This window comes from Pseudidiomarina taiwanensis (assembly GCF_003987435.1).
Lineage (GTDB): Bacteria > Pseudomonadota > Gammaproteobacteria > Enterobacterales > Alteromonadaceae > Pseudidiomarina > Pseudidiomarina taiwanensis.
Window position 1 is genome coordinate 76,766 of the sequence record NZ_PIQG01000003.1, and the last position, 15,224, is coordinate 91,989.

Genomic DNA, 15,224 nt, shown 5'->3' on the forward strand with positions numbered 1-15,224 from the left:
TTGTCCGCTGCTGCGGCTGATTAGAGCCGCTGATATTTATGGCTATCGAGTAAAAAGGTCATGGGTCCATCATTGACGAGGTGCACTTGCATGTCGGCACCGAACTGGCCGGTTGCCACAGTGAGACCTAACGCTCGAAGTGAGCTGACAAATGTAGCATATAACTGCTCCGCTTGTTCGGGTTTCGCCGCAGTGGAGAAACTTGGCCGGCGTCCGCTATTGGTATCTGCGGCTAGGGTGAATTGACTCACCACTAACAGTTCACCACCGATGTCGGTGACGCTCAAGTTGGTCTTGCCCTCTTCATCAGCAAATAAGCGATAGCCCGCAACCCGCTCAGCCAGCTTTTTTGCGCTGGCTTCATCGTCATGATGTTCAACGCCAAGCAAGACCACCAGACCTTTTTGAATAGCGCCCATAGTTTGCTCGGCAACAGTAACTTTGGCTTCAGTGACTCTCTGTAGTAATGCTTTCATGGGTCTCTTTTTGTTTTTGCTGCTCACTAAACTCTTCGATACTGGCGGTCAATTCAGCGCCGACCAGAACAATATTCCATGACAAGAAAATCCAGAGTAACAGAATTGGAATTGCGGCAAGGGCGCCGTAAATGGCTTCATAGGATGGAAAAGCGGTGATATACGCGGCAAAACCACGTTTGGCCAGTTCAAATAGAATGGCCGCCAACAGCGCTCCCCAAATGGCGTGACGAATTTTCACCACCCGGTTTGGCATCATCACGTACAGCAATAAGAAGGCAACGCCCGAGGTGACAATCGGCACCACCCCTAATAAAAATCCGCGCAAGCCACTGATATATTCTTCTGCGGCGACACTCAGCGAGATAATGTACGAAGTGATGGCCATGCCCGAACCCATCAGAATCGGACCTAAGGTCAAGATCATCCAATAAACGGCTAATGCCACAGAAATGCGACGTTTACGCTGATTGCGCCAAATCCGGTTCATGGTGGTGTCGATGGTGGAAATTAGATTCACCGCCACCAAAATCACGAAAATCACCCCGATGGTGGTCATCTTCGAGACGTTGCCGATAAAGGTATTGAGATACTGTGAAATGGTCTCGCCCGAGGTCGGGATTAAGTTCGCAAACAAGGCTTGCTCGAGTTCGCCCCGTAACTCTTCGAACATCGGAAAGGCCGAGAAAATCGAGAACATCACCACCAGCATGGGGACCAAAGCCAATAGGCTGACGAAGGTGAGGTGACCGGCAATCACAGTGACTTTATCTTCCGCGCAGCGTTTACCGAAATACTTTAAAAAGCCCCAACTAAGCTGGGCGCGTTGCTGCCATTGTTTGAGTTGTAATTCGGCCATAGTGGCTCCTGCGCGATTGATTCTAGCGTCAGTATAATCCCAAACCCTTGATTATTCGTAAAGTGATTGTACTGATTCAAACATTTTAGCGTAGGAGAATGCCATGATTGTTGTCATTGGAGCCAGCGGCGGCTTAGGTCGAGCACTTGCCGAGCATGCTTTAGCGCAAGGCAAACAGGTCCTTGCGATTAGTCGTGGTAGCAAGCCCAGCGACTTTGGTGGCGATTGGTTTCAGGTCGAGAGCTACCAACCCGCACACCTCACCGATGCCATCTCTTACCTAAAAAACCTCACCACCATGCAGGGGCAGCCCCTCTCTGAAAAAGGGGCAGCCCCTCTTAAAACAGGAGGGGCAGCCCCTTCTGAAAAATCTCTGGTTTTGGAGGGAGTGATCAGCGCCATCGGTGTACTCCACACAAAAAACTATATGCCAGAGAAGAGGTTAGAAGATGTGAATCTTGAGCAGTTGGTCGATCAATTCGTCATAAACGGGGGGCTGCCCCTCCTCTTATTGCAGCAGTTGAAGCCGTTGTTACCGAGAAAGACGCCATGTTATTTCGTTCAATTGAGTGCCAAGGTGGGGTCGATTACGGACAACCATTTAGGGGGCTGGTACAGCTATCGAGCCAGTAAGGCGGCGCTCAATATGCTGCTTAAGACGGCTTCGATTGAATTCAAACGAACGCACAAACAACTCACTATTGCAGCAATTCATCCCGGCACCACAGATACTGAGCTATCCAAGCCATTCCAAGAACGCTTGCCGGCGGATAAGCTCTTTACCCCAGAGTTGTCGGCACAACGAATTTGGCAGGTGGTCGAAAACCTGAAACCTGAGCAAAGCGGTGACTTGTTATTCTGGGACGGAGAGCGTCTCCCTTACTAGCCTAACTGGCTCAACTCGGCAAAATGGCGTAAGCTGATAACCAATTAGGGAGGATTCTTATGCGTTATTTGCTCGCCATTTTCTTACCGCCGTTGGCGATATTGACCACTGGTCGCATCTTTCATTTTATTCTCAGCATTATTCTATGCACGACAGTGATTGTGTTGAGTGTGGTGTCGCTGTTAACTCTAGCGTGGTTGTGGCTGATTTGTATTATGCACGCTGCGTTTGTCATTGATGGCTACCACAAGCGTCAAATCGAGAAATCAGGAGCGAACTTATGAAAACTCGAATTCTGAGCGTACTCGTGTTCGCTCTAATACTCACTGGATGTCAAAGCGCCTACTACGGTGCCATGGAAAAGATGGGCATCCCCAAACGCGAAATCCTGGTTGATCGAGTCGATGATGCCCGTGATGCACAAGCCGATGCGCAAGAAGAATTTAAGTCAGCATTGCAGCGACTGGATGAACTTTTGCAGTTCGATGGCGGAGAACTCGAGCAACGCTATGAAGCGCTAAACGATGACTACGAAGCCAGTAAAAAAGCTGCTGACCGTGTGTATGATCGGATCGAAGCGATTGATGATGTCGCTGAAGCCCTCTTCGATGAATGGCAAGACGAACTCGAGCGGTACAGTAGTGATAAGCTTCGCAGAGAAAGCGAGCGCTCACTTAGAGACACCCAGCGTCGTTACACCTCGTTACTCCAGAGTATGGAGCGTGCGGCCGATACCATGCAGCCGGTGCTCGATAAGTTGCAAGATAACGTGCTTTATTTAAAGCATAACCTAAACGCTGCAGCGGTGGATGCGATCCGTGGTGAGTATCGTGATTTGCAAGCCGATATCGCTGATTTAATTCAAGAAATGGAAACTGCGATTGCAGAATCCGACAAATTTATCGAAAGTTTACGTTAAGCTGGGAACTAAAAGAGTACACGTGTACTCTGAAATTGTATAAAATGGCAACAATTGCCATGGAGGTCAGCCATGAAAAACGAAATTGACCATCGCCTGGTGCTCGATGCATTTGAGAAAATTCATCAGCACGGCAAAGCCGAACAAGGTAAACATGTGCTCGAAGGAATTACCGGCTATACCGATTACGATGGTTACACCGTGTTCCTTGAAGGGCATAACGTGAAAATGCGACTCGAGTTTCACAATAAGTACCATTTAGATTATGAAAGCGAGCGCGATGCGGAATTGTTCTTGAAGAAACTCAAGCAAATCAGCCGCGATTACAGCACTAAGAGTATTGATGAGTAAGAAAAACGCTTATAGCAATGAAGAAGAAATCGCCCATGCATTAACCCATGGTATTGGTGCTGTCGCCAGTATCGTTGGCTTAGTCTTTATGCTGGTGTGGGCGGTGCGTTATGGCGATGTCTGGCATACTGTCAGTGCAGCCGTCTACGGCACGAGCTTAATCCTCCTTTATTTAGCTTCGACGCTGTATCACGCTTTCCCGTGGCCGAAAGTGAAAGGCTTTTTCCAACAAATCGACCATGCTGCGATTTACCTGCTCATTGCCGGAACCTACACCCCATTTTTGCTGGTAAGCCTTCGGGGTGCCTGGGGTTGGAGCTTGTTTGGAGTGATTTGGACCATTGCTATTACCGGCGTCATTCTTGAGGTGGTCATGAAAGAGCGCAAAAAATGGCTCTCATTGACCCTCTACCTCGGCATGGGGTGGATGGCTTTGGTTGCGATCAAACCCATGCTTGATCAAGTTGCCGGGCAAGGTTTGCTCTTACTCCTAGCGGGTGGCTTAGCGTATAGCTTCGGGGTGATTTTCTACACCTGGAAAGGGCTGAAGTACCACCACGCAATTTGGCATGTATTTGTGTTAGCCGGCAGCGTGTTGCACTTTTTCTCGATCTTCTACTACGTACTCCCTCAGCCCGCGTTAAACTTCTGAATCCAACTTTCAGCCTGGTCAAGCGGGAATGGTTTGGCGTAGTAGTAGCCCTGCAGAACGGATACGCCCAGCTCTTCTAGGGTGGCAATCTCATCCGCCGACTCAACCCCCTCGGCAACGGTCTCAAGGTTGAGTTCTTGGGCCAGCATCACAGCAATTTGCACCACTTTTTTGTGAATATCATTGTTGTGGATATTGCGCACAAACATCCGATCTATTTTTACCTCATCAAGAGGAAGAATGGTTAATTGCCCAATCGATGCAAATCCGGTGCCGAAATCATCGAGTGAAAGACGCACACCACAGGCATGATAAGCATGCAAGAATTCACGGATAACCTGCATATTTTCGAACGATTCCGTCTCGAGAATCTCCAAAGATAAAGACTGCATCAGTTCTGGATGAGCCTTTGCGAGCTCTTGCACACGATGCAAAAATGATAAATCGCATAACTGCTTCGGACTAACATTAATACTCAAACTGAGCTCAGGATAGTTCGCCAGTTGTTGCTGCAAAATAGCGATGGCTTGCTCGACCACAAAGCATCCAAGTTCGCGATCAGCGTACGAACCAGCAACTTGAGGCAAAAAATCTCCGGGCGGGATTACGCCACGGTCAGGATGGTGCCAACGCAGTAACGCTTCAAACCCAACCAGCTTACGTGATTGTGTCGTTACTTTGGGCTGCAAATAAAGTGTCATATGACCTTTGTCGATTGCTTCGGAAACTTGCTGAATCAGTTTTAGTTTTTGTTTATGCAGTTGTTCTGATTCATCGTCGTAAATCACAGACTGGTCACCACCTTGTTTTTTTGCTTCGATACAGGCTTGCAGCGCGTTGCGCAAAATTTTATCAGGCGTGTTAGTGTCAAGGTTGGTGTAGCAGGCTCCAATGGCAGCACTGATGTGGAGCTTTCGCCCTTCAACAGTAAATGGCTGCTGAAATAACGCTTCAAACAATTGCAAGGTATCAAAACTTGCATCAGCTCCAGAAAACGCTAAATAAAATTGGTCACCACCAGTATAGACTGTGCCGTTATGTTGCTCAGCAGTGCGGCGCAATTCAGCTGCTATCGTCTGCAAAGCAATATCACCAAAGGCTTCACCGAAGCGCGCGTTGACTGCACTAAAGTTATCTAAGTTGGCGATACATAATAAAATCTCGGAGTGTCCCGAGTTGCGCTGAAAAATATCAGTAATGGCGTCGTAAAAATCTTTAAACATAAATCTAGCCCTGCAGCTTCCATTGCTTCATTTTGCGATAAAGAGTCGACGGACTCACTTCGAGTATTCGGGCCGTTGCACGAATATTGTAATTGCATTTTTGCAGCGCCCGTTCAATCATCTGCTTTTCAACCAGCCACAGTGGCTGAACGAGACCATTATCTTGAGGGTTACTCGCCTCGACCGATACCCCAGCGGTGTTCTGTAGAGCCGTGTTTGTTGCTGCGGGACGAATCAATTCCGATGGCAACATCCGAGCGGCAAGAATCGGACCGTCATTTAAGGTCACCACTTTACGAATAACGTTAATTAACTCACGAACATTGCCGGGCCATGAGTAGTCATGCAACAGGGTCTCAGCGGTTGCCGAAATTGCATTAAAAGCTTTACCCTCTTGCACAGCAACTCGTTTTAAAATTTGTTGCGCAATTAATGGGATATCCTCAGCCCGCTCCCGCAAAGGTGGAATAATAATTGGTATGACACTTAAGCGATAATATAAATCTTCGCGCAGCTGCCCTTTTTTAATTGCATCAAGAGGGTCGCGGTTGGTTGCGCAGATAAAGCGGACATCCACTTTCGTCGTGCGGTCACTGCCTACGGGGGTGAATTCGCGGCGTTCGATAAACCGCAGTAATTTACTCTGCAATTCATACGGTAACTCACCTAATTCATCTAGGAACAAAGTGCCTGAGTGAGCGCGTTGGGCGGCCCCGGTACGGTTGCTATTCGCTCCAGTAAAGGCACCTTTGACGTGACCGAATAACTCAGATTCCAACAATTGGTGAGGAATCGCCGCACAGTTGATTGCAACAAACGGTCGGTTACGACGTTTACTTTCGAAATGAACGGCTTCCGCAAATAGCTCCTTACCGGTACCGCTCTCGCCGGTAATGAAGAAACTAGCGTCGCTTTTTGCTGCTTTTCGAACGACTTCAAAGAGTTCGAGCATTGGTTTAGACTGAGCCACCATGCCGTGGAAAACTTGATACACATTAGGCTGACTAACCGCGTTTAGTTTGCGTTTTAACTCAAGTTGTTGAATTGCATTGTTGACCGTGACGAGAAAGCGAACTTTTTCGACGGGCTTTTGCAAATAATCCGTGGCTTGATGCTGCATTGCGGTTAAAACCAGTGAGCTATCTGCTTTTGAGGTGACGATGATAACTGGGATCTCGCGGTCAAACTGGCGAATCTGTCGCAATAATTCAAGCCCATCGGTATCAGGCAGGCCAATATCGAGAAGTATCAAATCAATGGGCTCGCTGCGCAGCCGTTCTAGAGCATCTCTGCCTTGACTGACGTGTTTAACGAGCGCCCGGTCTGCCAGAAAACTCTGATAAATTAACGCGGTCGTTTTATTATCTTCTACAATGAGAATGGTCGGCTTTGCGTTGTTTTCTAGCATAAAAAATTAATGGTTATCCTTCATAAAAAACTGGGTTATTGTGCAGCAAGTGCACAATAACCCAGAAAGCGGTAAGACGGGAGATCTTCCACTCTAGTTCATTAAGCAAAATGCGTGCCAATTTTAAACATAGTAGAGATATGCAGGTTTTCCAGTGGATTTAGACTATTCTGAGAAATCTCCGACGTAAAATTAAGTTATAAGCGTTTAATAATGAGACAAGTTCGACCCATAAAGAAACAGTCGTTTCAAAATGAGTCACTCCAGTCCAATTATTGCACAGTTTTGCTAGACAAGAATCCCAAGATCGATAAACTAAACTTTCGTTATAGATTGTCATCTTGTTGTAACTAAGCATTTTGTACTGATAAGAGTAGATGGACCTGTGCAAATCATTATTGTTGACGATAATTCAGTAAACTTACTGCTGCTCACTGAAACCCTTAAGATAGCTGGCTATACAGCTGTTGAGAGCTTCTCACATCCACATGCGGCACTTGAATTTGCAGCAAACCATGCCATTGACGTCGCACTCATTGATCAAAATATGCCCGATTTGACTGGACTTGAACTGTTTGCCCGTCTCAAAGCAAATCAAACTCAACCGATTATTGCGTTTCTGGTGACCGCACTTACCGATAAAGCGTTATATGAACAAGCGTTGCAGCAAGGTTTTACCGGCGTGATTAGTAAACCATTTGAAGTAGCGAAGGTGATTCAAACCCTAAAGCAAGCGCTCGGTAAGAGAACGGCTTAATTAGCCGTTGTCAGCAATGAACTGCTCAAGTTGCTGTAAGGTTTCAGCGGCAACTGCAAATACTTCCGCTTGCGTCTGTTCTTGTACTTGCTTCAACTCAGCTTCATTTTCGAGTCGTTTTAAAACATCAGCCAAATGAGTTAAGCGCACTTGTGCCGCAGCACCATACATCGCGTGCGCGAGCTTCTCGATGGTACCTGCGTGTTCAGGTTGGGGGGATAAGCGGGCTAACTCAACGCAAAACGCATCAAGTTCTTGCATACAGGCAGAAACAACGGCCACACAAAGGTCTGTGTGGCCATTTAATTCATTAACAAACTCTTGTTGATTCCAAATCACCATGGAAAAAGAGTTTAGTCCTCTTTCGTGCGACTTGCACGTTTACGTTCATTTTCGGTCAGCAAACGCTTACGCACTCGAATCGACTTCGGCGTGATTTCAACCAACTCATCGTCATCGATAAACTCAAGCGCTTGCTCAAGCGTCATGCGAATCGGTGGGGTTAATAGCAAGGCATCATCAGTACCTGCGGCACGGATGTTGGTCAACTGCTTACCTTTCAAACAGTTCACGGTAAGGTCGTTTGAACGGCTATGAATACCAATCACCATGCCTTCATACACTTCTTCACCATGGCCGATCATCAAGCGACCGCGCTCTTGCAAGTTAAACAAGGCATAGGCAAGGGCTTTACCTTGTGCATTTGAAATCAACACACCGTTATTGCGCTGACCGATGTTGCCGCCTTTGTGCGGACCATAGTGGTCGAAACTGTGATACAACAAACCGGTACCCGAGGTTAAGGTCATGAACTCGGTTTGGAACCCGATCAAGCCACGACTTGGGACGATAAAGTCGATGCGAATACGGCCTTTACCATCCGGTTGCATATCGGTCATCTCGGCTTTACGCAAACCAAGTTTTTCCATCACCGCACCTTGGTGCTGCTCTTCGATATCAACCGTGAGGTTCTCAAACGGCTCTTGTTTGACGCCGTTTTCTTCATGAATAATTACTTCTGGGCGCGATACTGCGAGTTCAAAGCCTTCGCGACGCATGTTTTCAATCAATACGCCTAAGTGCAATTCACCACGGCCGGACACCCGGAAACGATCTGGACTGTCGGTTTCTTCCACGCGCAGTGCCACGTTGTGTTTCAACTCTTGCTCTAGGCGCTCAAGAATCTGCCGCGAGGTGACAAACTTCCCTTCTTTACCGGCAAACGGCGAAGTGTTGACCTGGAAGGTCATGGTCACGGTCGGTTCGTCAACGCTCAAAGCAGGGAGTGCTTCAACCGACCCTTGCGCACAGACGGTGTCCGAGATTTTCAATTCGCCTAAACCCGTCACGGCAACGATATCACCTGCGCTGGCGCTGTCCGTTTCGATACGGTCTAAGCCCAGGTAGCCAAAGATCTGGCCAACTTTACCGTTGCGCTGACTGCCATCGGCGCCAACAATGGTCACTTGCTGGTTTAGCTTTAAGGTGCCACGTTTGATTCGGCCGATCCCGATCACGCCCACATAGCTTGAGTAATCAAGCTGAGAAATTTGCATCTGTAACGGGCCATCACGGTCCGCGTCTGGTGCTGAAACATGCTCAAGAATCGCTTCAAACAGCGGGGTCATGTCGTCGCTTGACTCGTTGTAGTCAAGGGTCGCAAAGCCGTTAAGTGCTGAGGCATAAACAATTGGGAAGTCGAGCTGCTCGTCGGTTGCGCCAAGGTTATCGAACAAATCAAAAACTTGGTCTACCACCCAGTCAGGGCGTGCCCCTGGACGGTCAATTTTGTTCACGACGACGATTGGCTTCAAGCCATGGGCAAAGGCTTTTTGCGTTACAAAGCGGGTTTGTGGCATGGGGCCATCAACGGCATCGACCAGCAATAATACTGAGTCTGCCATGGATAGAACCCGCTCAACCTCACCACCGAAGTCGGCGTGGCCCGGGGTATCAAGAATATTGATGCGATAGTCGTTGTAGTTGATGGCGGTATTTTTCGCCAAAATCGTAATACCGCGCTCTTTCTCAAGATCATTTGAGTCCATGATGCGCTCTTCGACCCCACCACGACTTTCAAGCGTGCCTGACTGCTGTAGCAGTTTATCAACCAAGGTGGTCTTACCGTGGTCGACGTGCGCGATGATGGCGATGTTGCGCAACTTATTGATATCAGTAGAAACGATCTTATTACTCATGCAAATTTATCCAGTTCAGTCAGGCAAAGCTAAAAAAGAGCGCGGATTATACAGGCATCAACGCAGAAAAAATAGCCAAATCACTGTTTAACTGCGTTTCAGGCGCTTGCGCCAACGCTGCTGGGCGTAGTGACGTAAGCTGGGGATAATATCGGTCTCATCCATGATGGGTTGGCCCAAGATGGTCTCGATAATATCTTCGAGGGTGATCAAGCCCATCCATGACCCATGTTCATCGTAAACTAAGGCCATATGCTGGCGAGTTTCCAGTAAACGGGTCATAACCACTTCCACATTCACCGTTTCGGCAACGATTTCAGCTGGGCGGGCGAGCTCGCGAACTTCATGATTCAACTCCGCTTCGAGTGCTTCATTGCGCAAAATAATGCCGTGCGGCTCTTCGTTATCATCGATAACCGGGAAGCGCGAATAAGGCAAGGTCTTCACTTGTTCAACGAAGTCTGCGACGGTTTGCTCAGGATGGACGGCTTGGCAGACGGTGCGTGGGGTCATGACATCGCGCACCCGAATCGTATGCAAATCGATAATGTTCGCGATCACTCGGCGCTCATCGGCATCGATCACGTCTTGCTCACGACCGAGCGCAGCAAGCGCCTTAATCTCAGCACGCAAGTCGATATCACCTTCGCCACTGCCACCAATACGCTGGGTGATTTTGTCTGAAAGCCAAATAAATGGGCGCAGGATTAAAATTAAAAAGTTAAGGGTTGCCGGCAGTATGGGAGCGAGATTACGCCAATATTTTGCCCCAATCGTCTTTGGGACAATTTCTGAGAGGACCAGAATCAAAACTGTCATCACGGCTGAGGCAAGCGCGAGATACCCATCACCAAAGACCACACCCACTTGCGCGCCGACCCCGGCCGCTCCAGCGGTATGGGCGACGGTGTTGAGCGTTAAGATAGCCGCCAAAGGCCGATCAATGTTCTCTTTTAAAGCCGCCAGTTGCGCTTGCAATTTTGGCTTATTCTCTTTTTGCTGAGCAATAAAACTGGGAGTAATCGACAGCAATGCCGCTTCTAAAATGGAGCAAATAAACGAAATGCCCACCGCGATAAAAGCGAAAACAATCAGCAAAACCATAAGGGTCTCTCAGTGACTAACCGACCGCCATTGTCGTCAAATTTCGATTCTCTGTCTATGCTTAGCATCATGATGTTGCGGATGACTGAGCTTGATTTTCTATAAAATAATTCGCATAATCCTATTTTAGAAAAATACGAAATAGTCCGTTAGGAGAAAATATATGGTCATGCGGTCATTTTCAGTTGTTGCACTTACCCTGTTCTCGAGTTGGTTCGCAGCGACAGTTCACGCGACTGAGGTCACAGTTCAAACCAGCACAGTTGCGGAGATGATTCATGCGCAAGGCGTGGTCGAATCGACCAATAGCGCAACCATTTCAGCGCAAGTATCCGGTCGTGTCGAGCGAGTCTTTGTGGATGTTGGCGACCAAGTTGAAGCTGGAGCAAGCCTGCTCACAATCACCTCAGTCGAGCAATATCAAATGCTCACTCAAGCGCAAGCACAAGTGGCCGCAGCGGAAGCAACTTTGGTTGCCGAGCAGCAAGAATTCGCCCGCGTTAGCAGTCTAGTCGAACGGCAATTAGTACCGGTGGCTGAATTAGACCGGGCGCAAGCACGTCTTGATAATGCTAAAGCACAAGTGCGCGCGGCCAAAGCTGCTGCCAGTCGCGCCGAAGAGCAACTCTCCTACACCGAAGTCCGCGCGCCATACGCAGGCATTGTCAGTGAGCGTTTGGTTGAGCCAGGCGAATTAGTGCAGCCGGGCACCCCGTTGATGTCAGGCTTTGACCCGAATGAATTACGTTTGCATGTTGACTTGCCCGCCAATTATGCCGCTGGCGCAGGGCAATTTTCACAAGCCCAAGTGGATGGTATCCAGCCCACTGAATTCCAACTCTTCCCAACCGTACACAGCCAAAGTAGTACAGTACGACTGCGCTTAATCTTGCCAAGTGATAGTGGTTTTGTGCCAGGTGAGTGGCAGCCGGTTGCAGTTAAAGTGGGTGAGCACCAAGGTATTTTAGTGCCACAACAAGCGATTCGTCACCAAGGCGAACTCACTCTGGTCCGCTTGGCGGACCAAAGTTGGCGTGCAGTGCGCTTAGGTACACAGAACGGCGACCAAGTTGAAGTGGTCAGTGGCTTAACTGCGGGTGAGGTTATTGTTTATGAGTGAGCAAAAACCCCTTGGCATAGCCGGCCGTTTCGCCGCGTGGGGTGAGCGCTCACAGCTGACCCCATTGCTCGCGTTATTCGGCTTGGTCCTCGGTATCATGGCGGCTTTGATTACGCCGCGTGAAGAAGAGCCACAAATTGATGTGACCATGGCTGATGTGATGGTCGCTTTCCCGGGCGCAGATGTGGGTCAAGTTGAACATCAACTCGCCACTCCGCTTGAGCAACACTTCTCGCGGATGCCTGGGATTGAGCATATCTACTCAGTCTCGCAACCGGGCCAAGCTCTGGTGACCGTGCAGTTCGAGGTCGGTATTCCGCGCAGCCAAGCCTTGGTTGATTTATTTGATACTTTGGCCAGTTGGCAGAGTTTGCACCCAAGTTTCAGTCAGCCGTTAGTCAAAGCGCGCGGCATTGATGATGTACCTATTCTCGGTTTGACCATAACCGCTGATGGGGTCGATTTAAAAGCCATTGCTGACACCCTGAAAGTGCCGTTGCAAAACGTCGCGGGGGTGCGCCAAATTGATGTGATTGGCGCTGAGCCTGAGCAAATTAATGTGACCCTTGATGATAGTGCGCTGGCGCGAGTCGGGCTAGATTTTAATCGCATCGCGCAAGCGCTTGCGAGCCAGAACGTGAGCGGTCAAGCGGGTTACCGGTTGGCCCAAGATCAAGCGATTCCAGTCCAAGCGGGGAGCTTTATCGATAGCGTCGAAAGTTTGCGCAACTTGATTGTTGCGTCGGTCGATGGCAAGCCGGTGCGCTTATCGCAAATTGCAGAGGTAACCGAGACCGCCGCGGCACCCTCGCGCTATGTCTGGTCGCGCAGTCGTGACGGAGAACTCCAGCAAGCAGTAACCTTGGCGGTGACCAAAAAAGCCGGCGAAAACGCTGTGGTGGTTGCGCAAGATGTATTGGCTCGGCTTGAAACCTTAAAAGCCGAATGGTTGCCACCAGAAGTTACCATCGATGTGACCCGCAACTACGGTCAGACTGCCGACGAGAAAGCCTCGAAGCTTATTCAAAAACTGATTTTTGCGACCATCTCGGTGGTGGCTTTAGTTCTCTTTACCTTAGGTCGACGCGAAGCATTCGTGGTCGGCGCCGCAGTTGTTTTGACCCTCGCAACGACGTTATTTGCATCGTGGGCATGGGGCTTTACCCTCAACCGAGTCTCCTTGTTCGCGTTGATTTTCTCCATCGGTATCTTGGTGGATGATGCGATTGTGGTAGTAGAGAACATCCACCGCCATCTAGGTTTAGGGAAATCCCTCAAAACCGCCATTCCACGGGCAGTTGATGAAGTGGGTGGACCAACAATTTTGGCAACCTTCACCGTTATTGCCGCGTTATTGCCGATGGCTTTCGTCAGTGGTTTGATGGGCCCTTATATGAGCCCAATCCCGATTAACGCATCGCTTGGGATGTTGCTGTCGCTCTTGATCGCGCTGACCGTGACGCCGTGGTTAGCCCGCCGCTTCTTAAAAGACGAGCATCACGAAACGGCGCAAAATAGCAAATTGCATCGCTTCTTTAATAAGATCATGAAGCCGTTGCTTGAGCATCGCAAACGTCGTTACTTGATGGGCTTTGGCTTAATCGGTCTGATTGTCGCCATGATGGGGCTGGCTGTTGTGCAAGCGGTCGTCATGAAAATGCTGCCGTTTGATAACAAGAGCGAAATCAAACTGGTTCTTGATATGCCAGAGGGAACGCCGCTTGAAACCACCAATGCAGTCTTGGTCGAACTAGCGCAAGCGCTGGATCAAGTCGAGGAAGTTGAGGCCACCCAAATTTACGCCGGGACCGCCTCACCGATTGGTTTTAATGGCTTAGTGCGACAGTACTATTTACGCCAAGGTGCGCACATGGGGGATGTCCAAGTGACCTTGCAGCATGCCTCAGAGCGTGATCGCGCGAGCCATGAGATTGCACTGTCAGTGCGACCTTTGCTGACCCCGATTGCGGAAGCGATGGGCGGTTCACTGAAAATCGTTGAAGTGCCACCTGGACCTCCAGTACTGGCACCAATTGTGGCCGAAGTTTATGGGCCATCACAGCAAGCGCGCGAAGAAGCCGCGGCAAAAGTGCTGGCACAACTGGCGCAAACCGAGGGTGTGGTTGATATTGATAGCACTTTGGTGGCGGATCGCAGCGAAGAGGTCTGGGAAATCAATCGCGCGCGGGCGGCTCAACTTGGGGTTAGCAATGAGCAAGTGGTTGGGGTATTGCAAACTGCACTTGGCGGGATGCATGTGACGTATCTCGCCCTGCCTGAGCAAACCCAGCCGGTGCCAGTGATTTTGCGTTTACCTGCTGATTGGCAAGGTCAGTTGACCCAACTCGAGAGCTTAACTGTGACCAGTCAGACCACGGGTGCCGCAGTCCCACTGAGTGAGTTGATTGAGCGGGTGGAACAACCGTATGCGCAATGGCGCTATCACAAAGATCTACGGCCAGTGGTTTATGTAACCGCAGATATGGCTGGTAAACTTGATAGCCCGCTTTATGGCTTGTTTGCCGCAGCCGGCGATATTGACGTGCCGCAGACCTATATCTCGCAGCCAGATACTTGGAACGAAGCTGCGCTGAAATGGGATGGTGAATGGCAAATCACTTACGAGACCTTCCGTGATATGGGCTTAGCGTATGCCGTGGGCTTGCTGCTGATTTACCTGCTGGTGGTCGGTCACTTTGGCAGCTACATGGTGCCACTGGTGATCATGGCACCGATTCCATTAACGCTGATCGGTATTATGCCGGGTCATGCCATTTTGGGGGCGCAGTTCACCGCCACCTCAATGATCGGCATGATAGCGCTCGCGGGGATCATCGTGCGCAACTCGATCCTGCTGGTTGATTTTATCAAAGAGCAAGTGGCCGAGGGCAAGGCGCTTAACGATGCGGTGATTGAATCCGCCGCGGTGCGGGCACAACCGATTGTGTTAACCGCAATCGCGGCCATGCTTGGGGCCTTCTTTATCTTGGATGACCCCATCTTCAATGGCTTAGCGATTAGCTTAATTTTCGGCATCGCGGTGTCGACGGCACTCACCTTGGTGGTGATTCCACTCTTGTATGCCTCGCTCCTACGGCGGCAAATGCACTAGCATGGTGCAATAATTTGCATTATAATGGTGCAAATTAAGGTGATGCCTACAGATAAAAAGCGGCCTTGTGCCGCTTTTTTCATATCTAGCGAGGATTTACGCCAGACCTAAAAGTTGGCACAGCTTTTGCTTAGTTGTGGAGGTCTATTTAATTCTGGT

General features: G+C 49.4%; 15 protein-coding genes. 8 read left to right on the forward strand and 7 right to left on the reverse strand.

The window, feature by feature from the left end; genetic code table 11:
* Positions 1–20: 20 nt before the first annotated feature.
* Together dtd and CWI83_RS07100 are read right to left on the reverse strand one after the other, a co-directional pair.
* Positions 21–476 (reverse strand): D-aminoacyl-tRNA deacylase, encoded by a 456-nt coding sequence (gene dtd, locus CWI83_RS07095; protein ID WP_126827564.1) that lies wholly within the window; start codon positions 474–476, stop codon positions 21–23.
* The gene (locus CWI83_RS07100) at positions 448–1,335 is read right to left on the reverse strand and encodes a virulence factor BrkB family protein (protein WP_126827565.1); all 888 of its coding nucleotides are present in this window, start codon (positions 1,333–1,335) and stop codon (positions 448–450) included. Before CWI83_RS07100 ends, dtd begins: the two co-directional genes overlap by 29 nt.
* A gap of 103 nt (positions 1,336–1,438) precedes the next feature.
* Between CWI83_RS07100 and CWI83_RS07105 the strand changes: the two genes are divergently transcribed.
* The 5 genes from CWI83_RS07105 to trhA all read left to right on the forward strand — a co-directional run bounded on the left by CWI83_RS07105 (position 1,439) and on the right by trhA (position 4,143).
* The gene (locus CWI83_RS07105; protein WP_126827567.1) at positions 1,439–2,221 is read left to right on the forward strand and encodes an SDR family NAD(P)-dependent oxidoreductase; all 783 of its coding nucleotides are present in this window, start codon (positions 1,439–1,441) and stop codon (positions 2,219–2,221) included.
* 59 nt (positions 2,222–2,280) lie between these two features.
* Entirely contained in the window at positions 2,281–2,505 is a 225-nt protein-coding gene (locus CWI83_RS07110; RefSeq protein ID WP_126827568.1) for a YqaE/Pmp3 family membrane protein, read from the forward strand.
* Positions 2,502–3,140, forward strand: coding sequence for a DUF2959 domain-containing protein (locus tag CWI83_RS07115; protein ID WP_126827570.1), 639 nt, complete (start codon positions 2,502–2,504; stop codon positions 3,138–3,140). Before CWI83_RS07110 ends, CWI83_RS07115 begins: the two co-directional genes overlap by 4 nt.
* A 72-nt stretch (positions 3,141–3,212) precedes the next feature.
* Positions 3,213–3,491, forward strand: a complete 279-nt coding sequence (locus CWI83_RS07120; protein WP_126827571.1) for a DUF3081 family protein — start codon at positions 3,213–3,215, stop codon at positions 3,489–3,491.
* Positions 3,484–4,143 carry a PAQR family membrane homeostasis protein TrhA gene (gene trhA, locus CWI83_RS07125; protein WP_126827573.1) on the forward strand — a complete coding sequence of 220 codons (660 nt, stop codon included), beginning with the start codon at positions 3,484–3,486 and terminating at the stop codon, positions 4,141–4,143. Before CWI83_RS07120 ends, trhA begins: the two co-directional genes overlap by 8 nt.
* Here the strand turns inward: trhA and CWI83_RS07130 are convergent.
* Both CWI83_RS07130 and CWI83_RS07135 read right to left on the reverse strand, forming a co-directional pair.
* The gene (locus tag CWI83_RS07130) at positions 4,122–5,366 is read right to left on the reverse strand and encodes a putative bifunctional diguanylate cyclase/phosphodiesterase (RefSeq protein ID WP_126827574.1); all 1,245 of its coding nucleotides are present in this window, start codon (positions 5,364–5,366) and stop codon (positions 4,122–4,124) included. The genes trhA and CWI83_RS07130 overlap by 22 nt on opposite strands.
* A 4-nt stretch (positions 5,367–5,370) precedes the next feature.
* Positions 5,371–6,774, reverse strand: a complete 1,404-nt coding sequence (locus CWI83_RS07135) for a sigma-54-dependent transcriptional regulator (protein ID WP_126827576.1) — start codon at positions 6,772–6,774, stop codon at positions 5,371–5,373.
* 385 nt (positions 6,775–7,159) lie between these two features.
* On the opposite strand from CWI83_RS07135, the gene CWI83_RS07140 reads away from it, so the two are divergent.
* Positions 7,160–7,531, forward strand: a complete 372-nt coding sequence (locus tag CWI83_RS07140) for a response regulator (RefSeq protein ID WP_157980379.1) — start codon at positions 7,160–7,162, stop codon at positions 7,529–7,531.
* On the opposite strand, the gene CWI83_RS07145 is transcribed toward CWI83_RS07140, so the two are convergent.
* The 3 genes from CWI83_RS07145 to CWI83_RS07155 form a co-directional block, all read right to left on the reverse strand.
* A complete protein-coding gene (locus tag CWI83_RS07145) occupies positions 7,532–7,873 on the reverse strand; it encodes an Hpt domain-containing protein (RefSeq protein ID WP_126827580.1) in 342 nt (113 codons plus the stop codon). It abuts the gene before it with no gap.
* An 11-nt stretch (positions 7,874–7,884) separates the two neighbouring features.
* The gene (gene typA / locus CWI83_RS07150; protein ID WP_198677263.1) at positions 7,885–9,729 is read right to left on the reverse strand and encodes a translational GTPase TypA; all 1,845 of its coding nucleotides are present in this window, start codon (positions 9,727–9,729) and stop codon (positions 7,885–7,887) included.
* A gap of 87 nt (positions 9,730–9,816) precedes the next feature.
* Positions 9,817–10,833: a CNNM domain-containing protein gene (locus CWI83_RS07155; protein WP_126827582.1), complete on the reverse strand. Its 1,017-nt coding sequence runs from the start codon at positions 10,831–10,833 to the stop codon at positions 9,817–9,819.
* Positions 10,834–11,002: 169 nt separating this feature from the next.
* On the opposite strand from CWI83_RS07155, the gene CWI83_RS07160 reads away from it, so the two are divergent.
* On the forward strand, positions 11,003–11,953 hold the full coding sequence (locus CWI83_RS07160; RefSeq protein ID WP_157980380.1) for an efflux RND transporter periplasmic adaptor subunit: 951 nt from the start codon (positions 11,003–11,005) through the stop codon (positions 11,951–11,953).
* Positions 11,946–15,065, forward strand: coding sequence for an efflux RND transporter permease subunit (locus tag CWI83_RS07165; RefSeq protein ID WP_126827586.1), 3,120 nt, complete (start codon positions 11,946–11,948; stop codon positions 15,063–15,065). Before CWI83_RS07160 ends, CWI83_RS07165 begins: the two co-directional genes overlap by 8 nt.
* Positions 15,066–15,224: the final 159 nt, after the last annotated feature.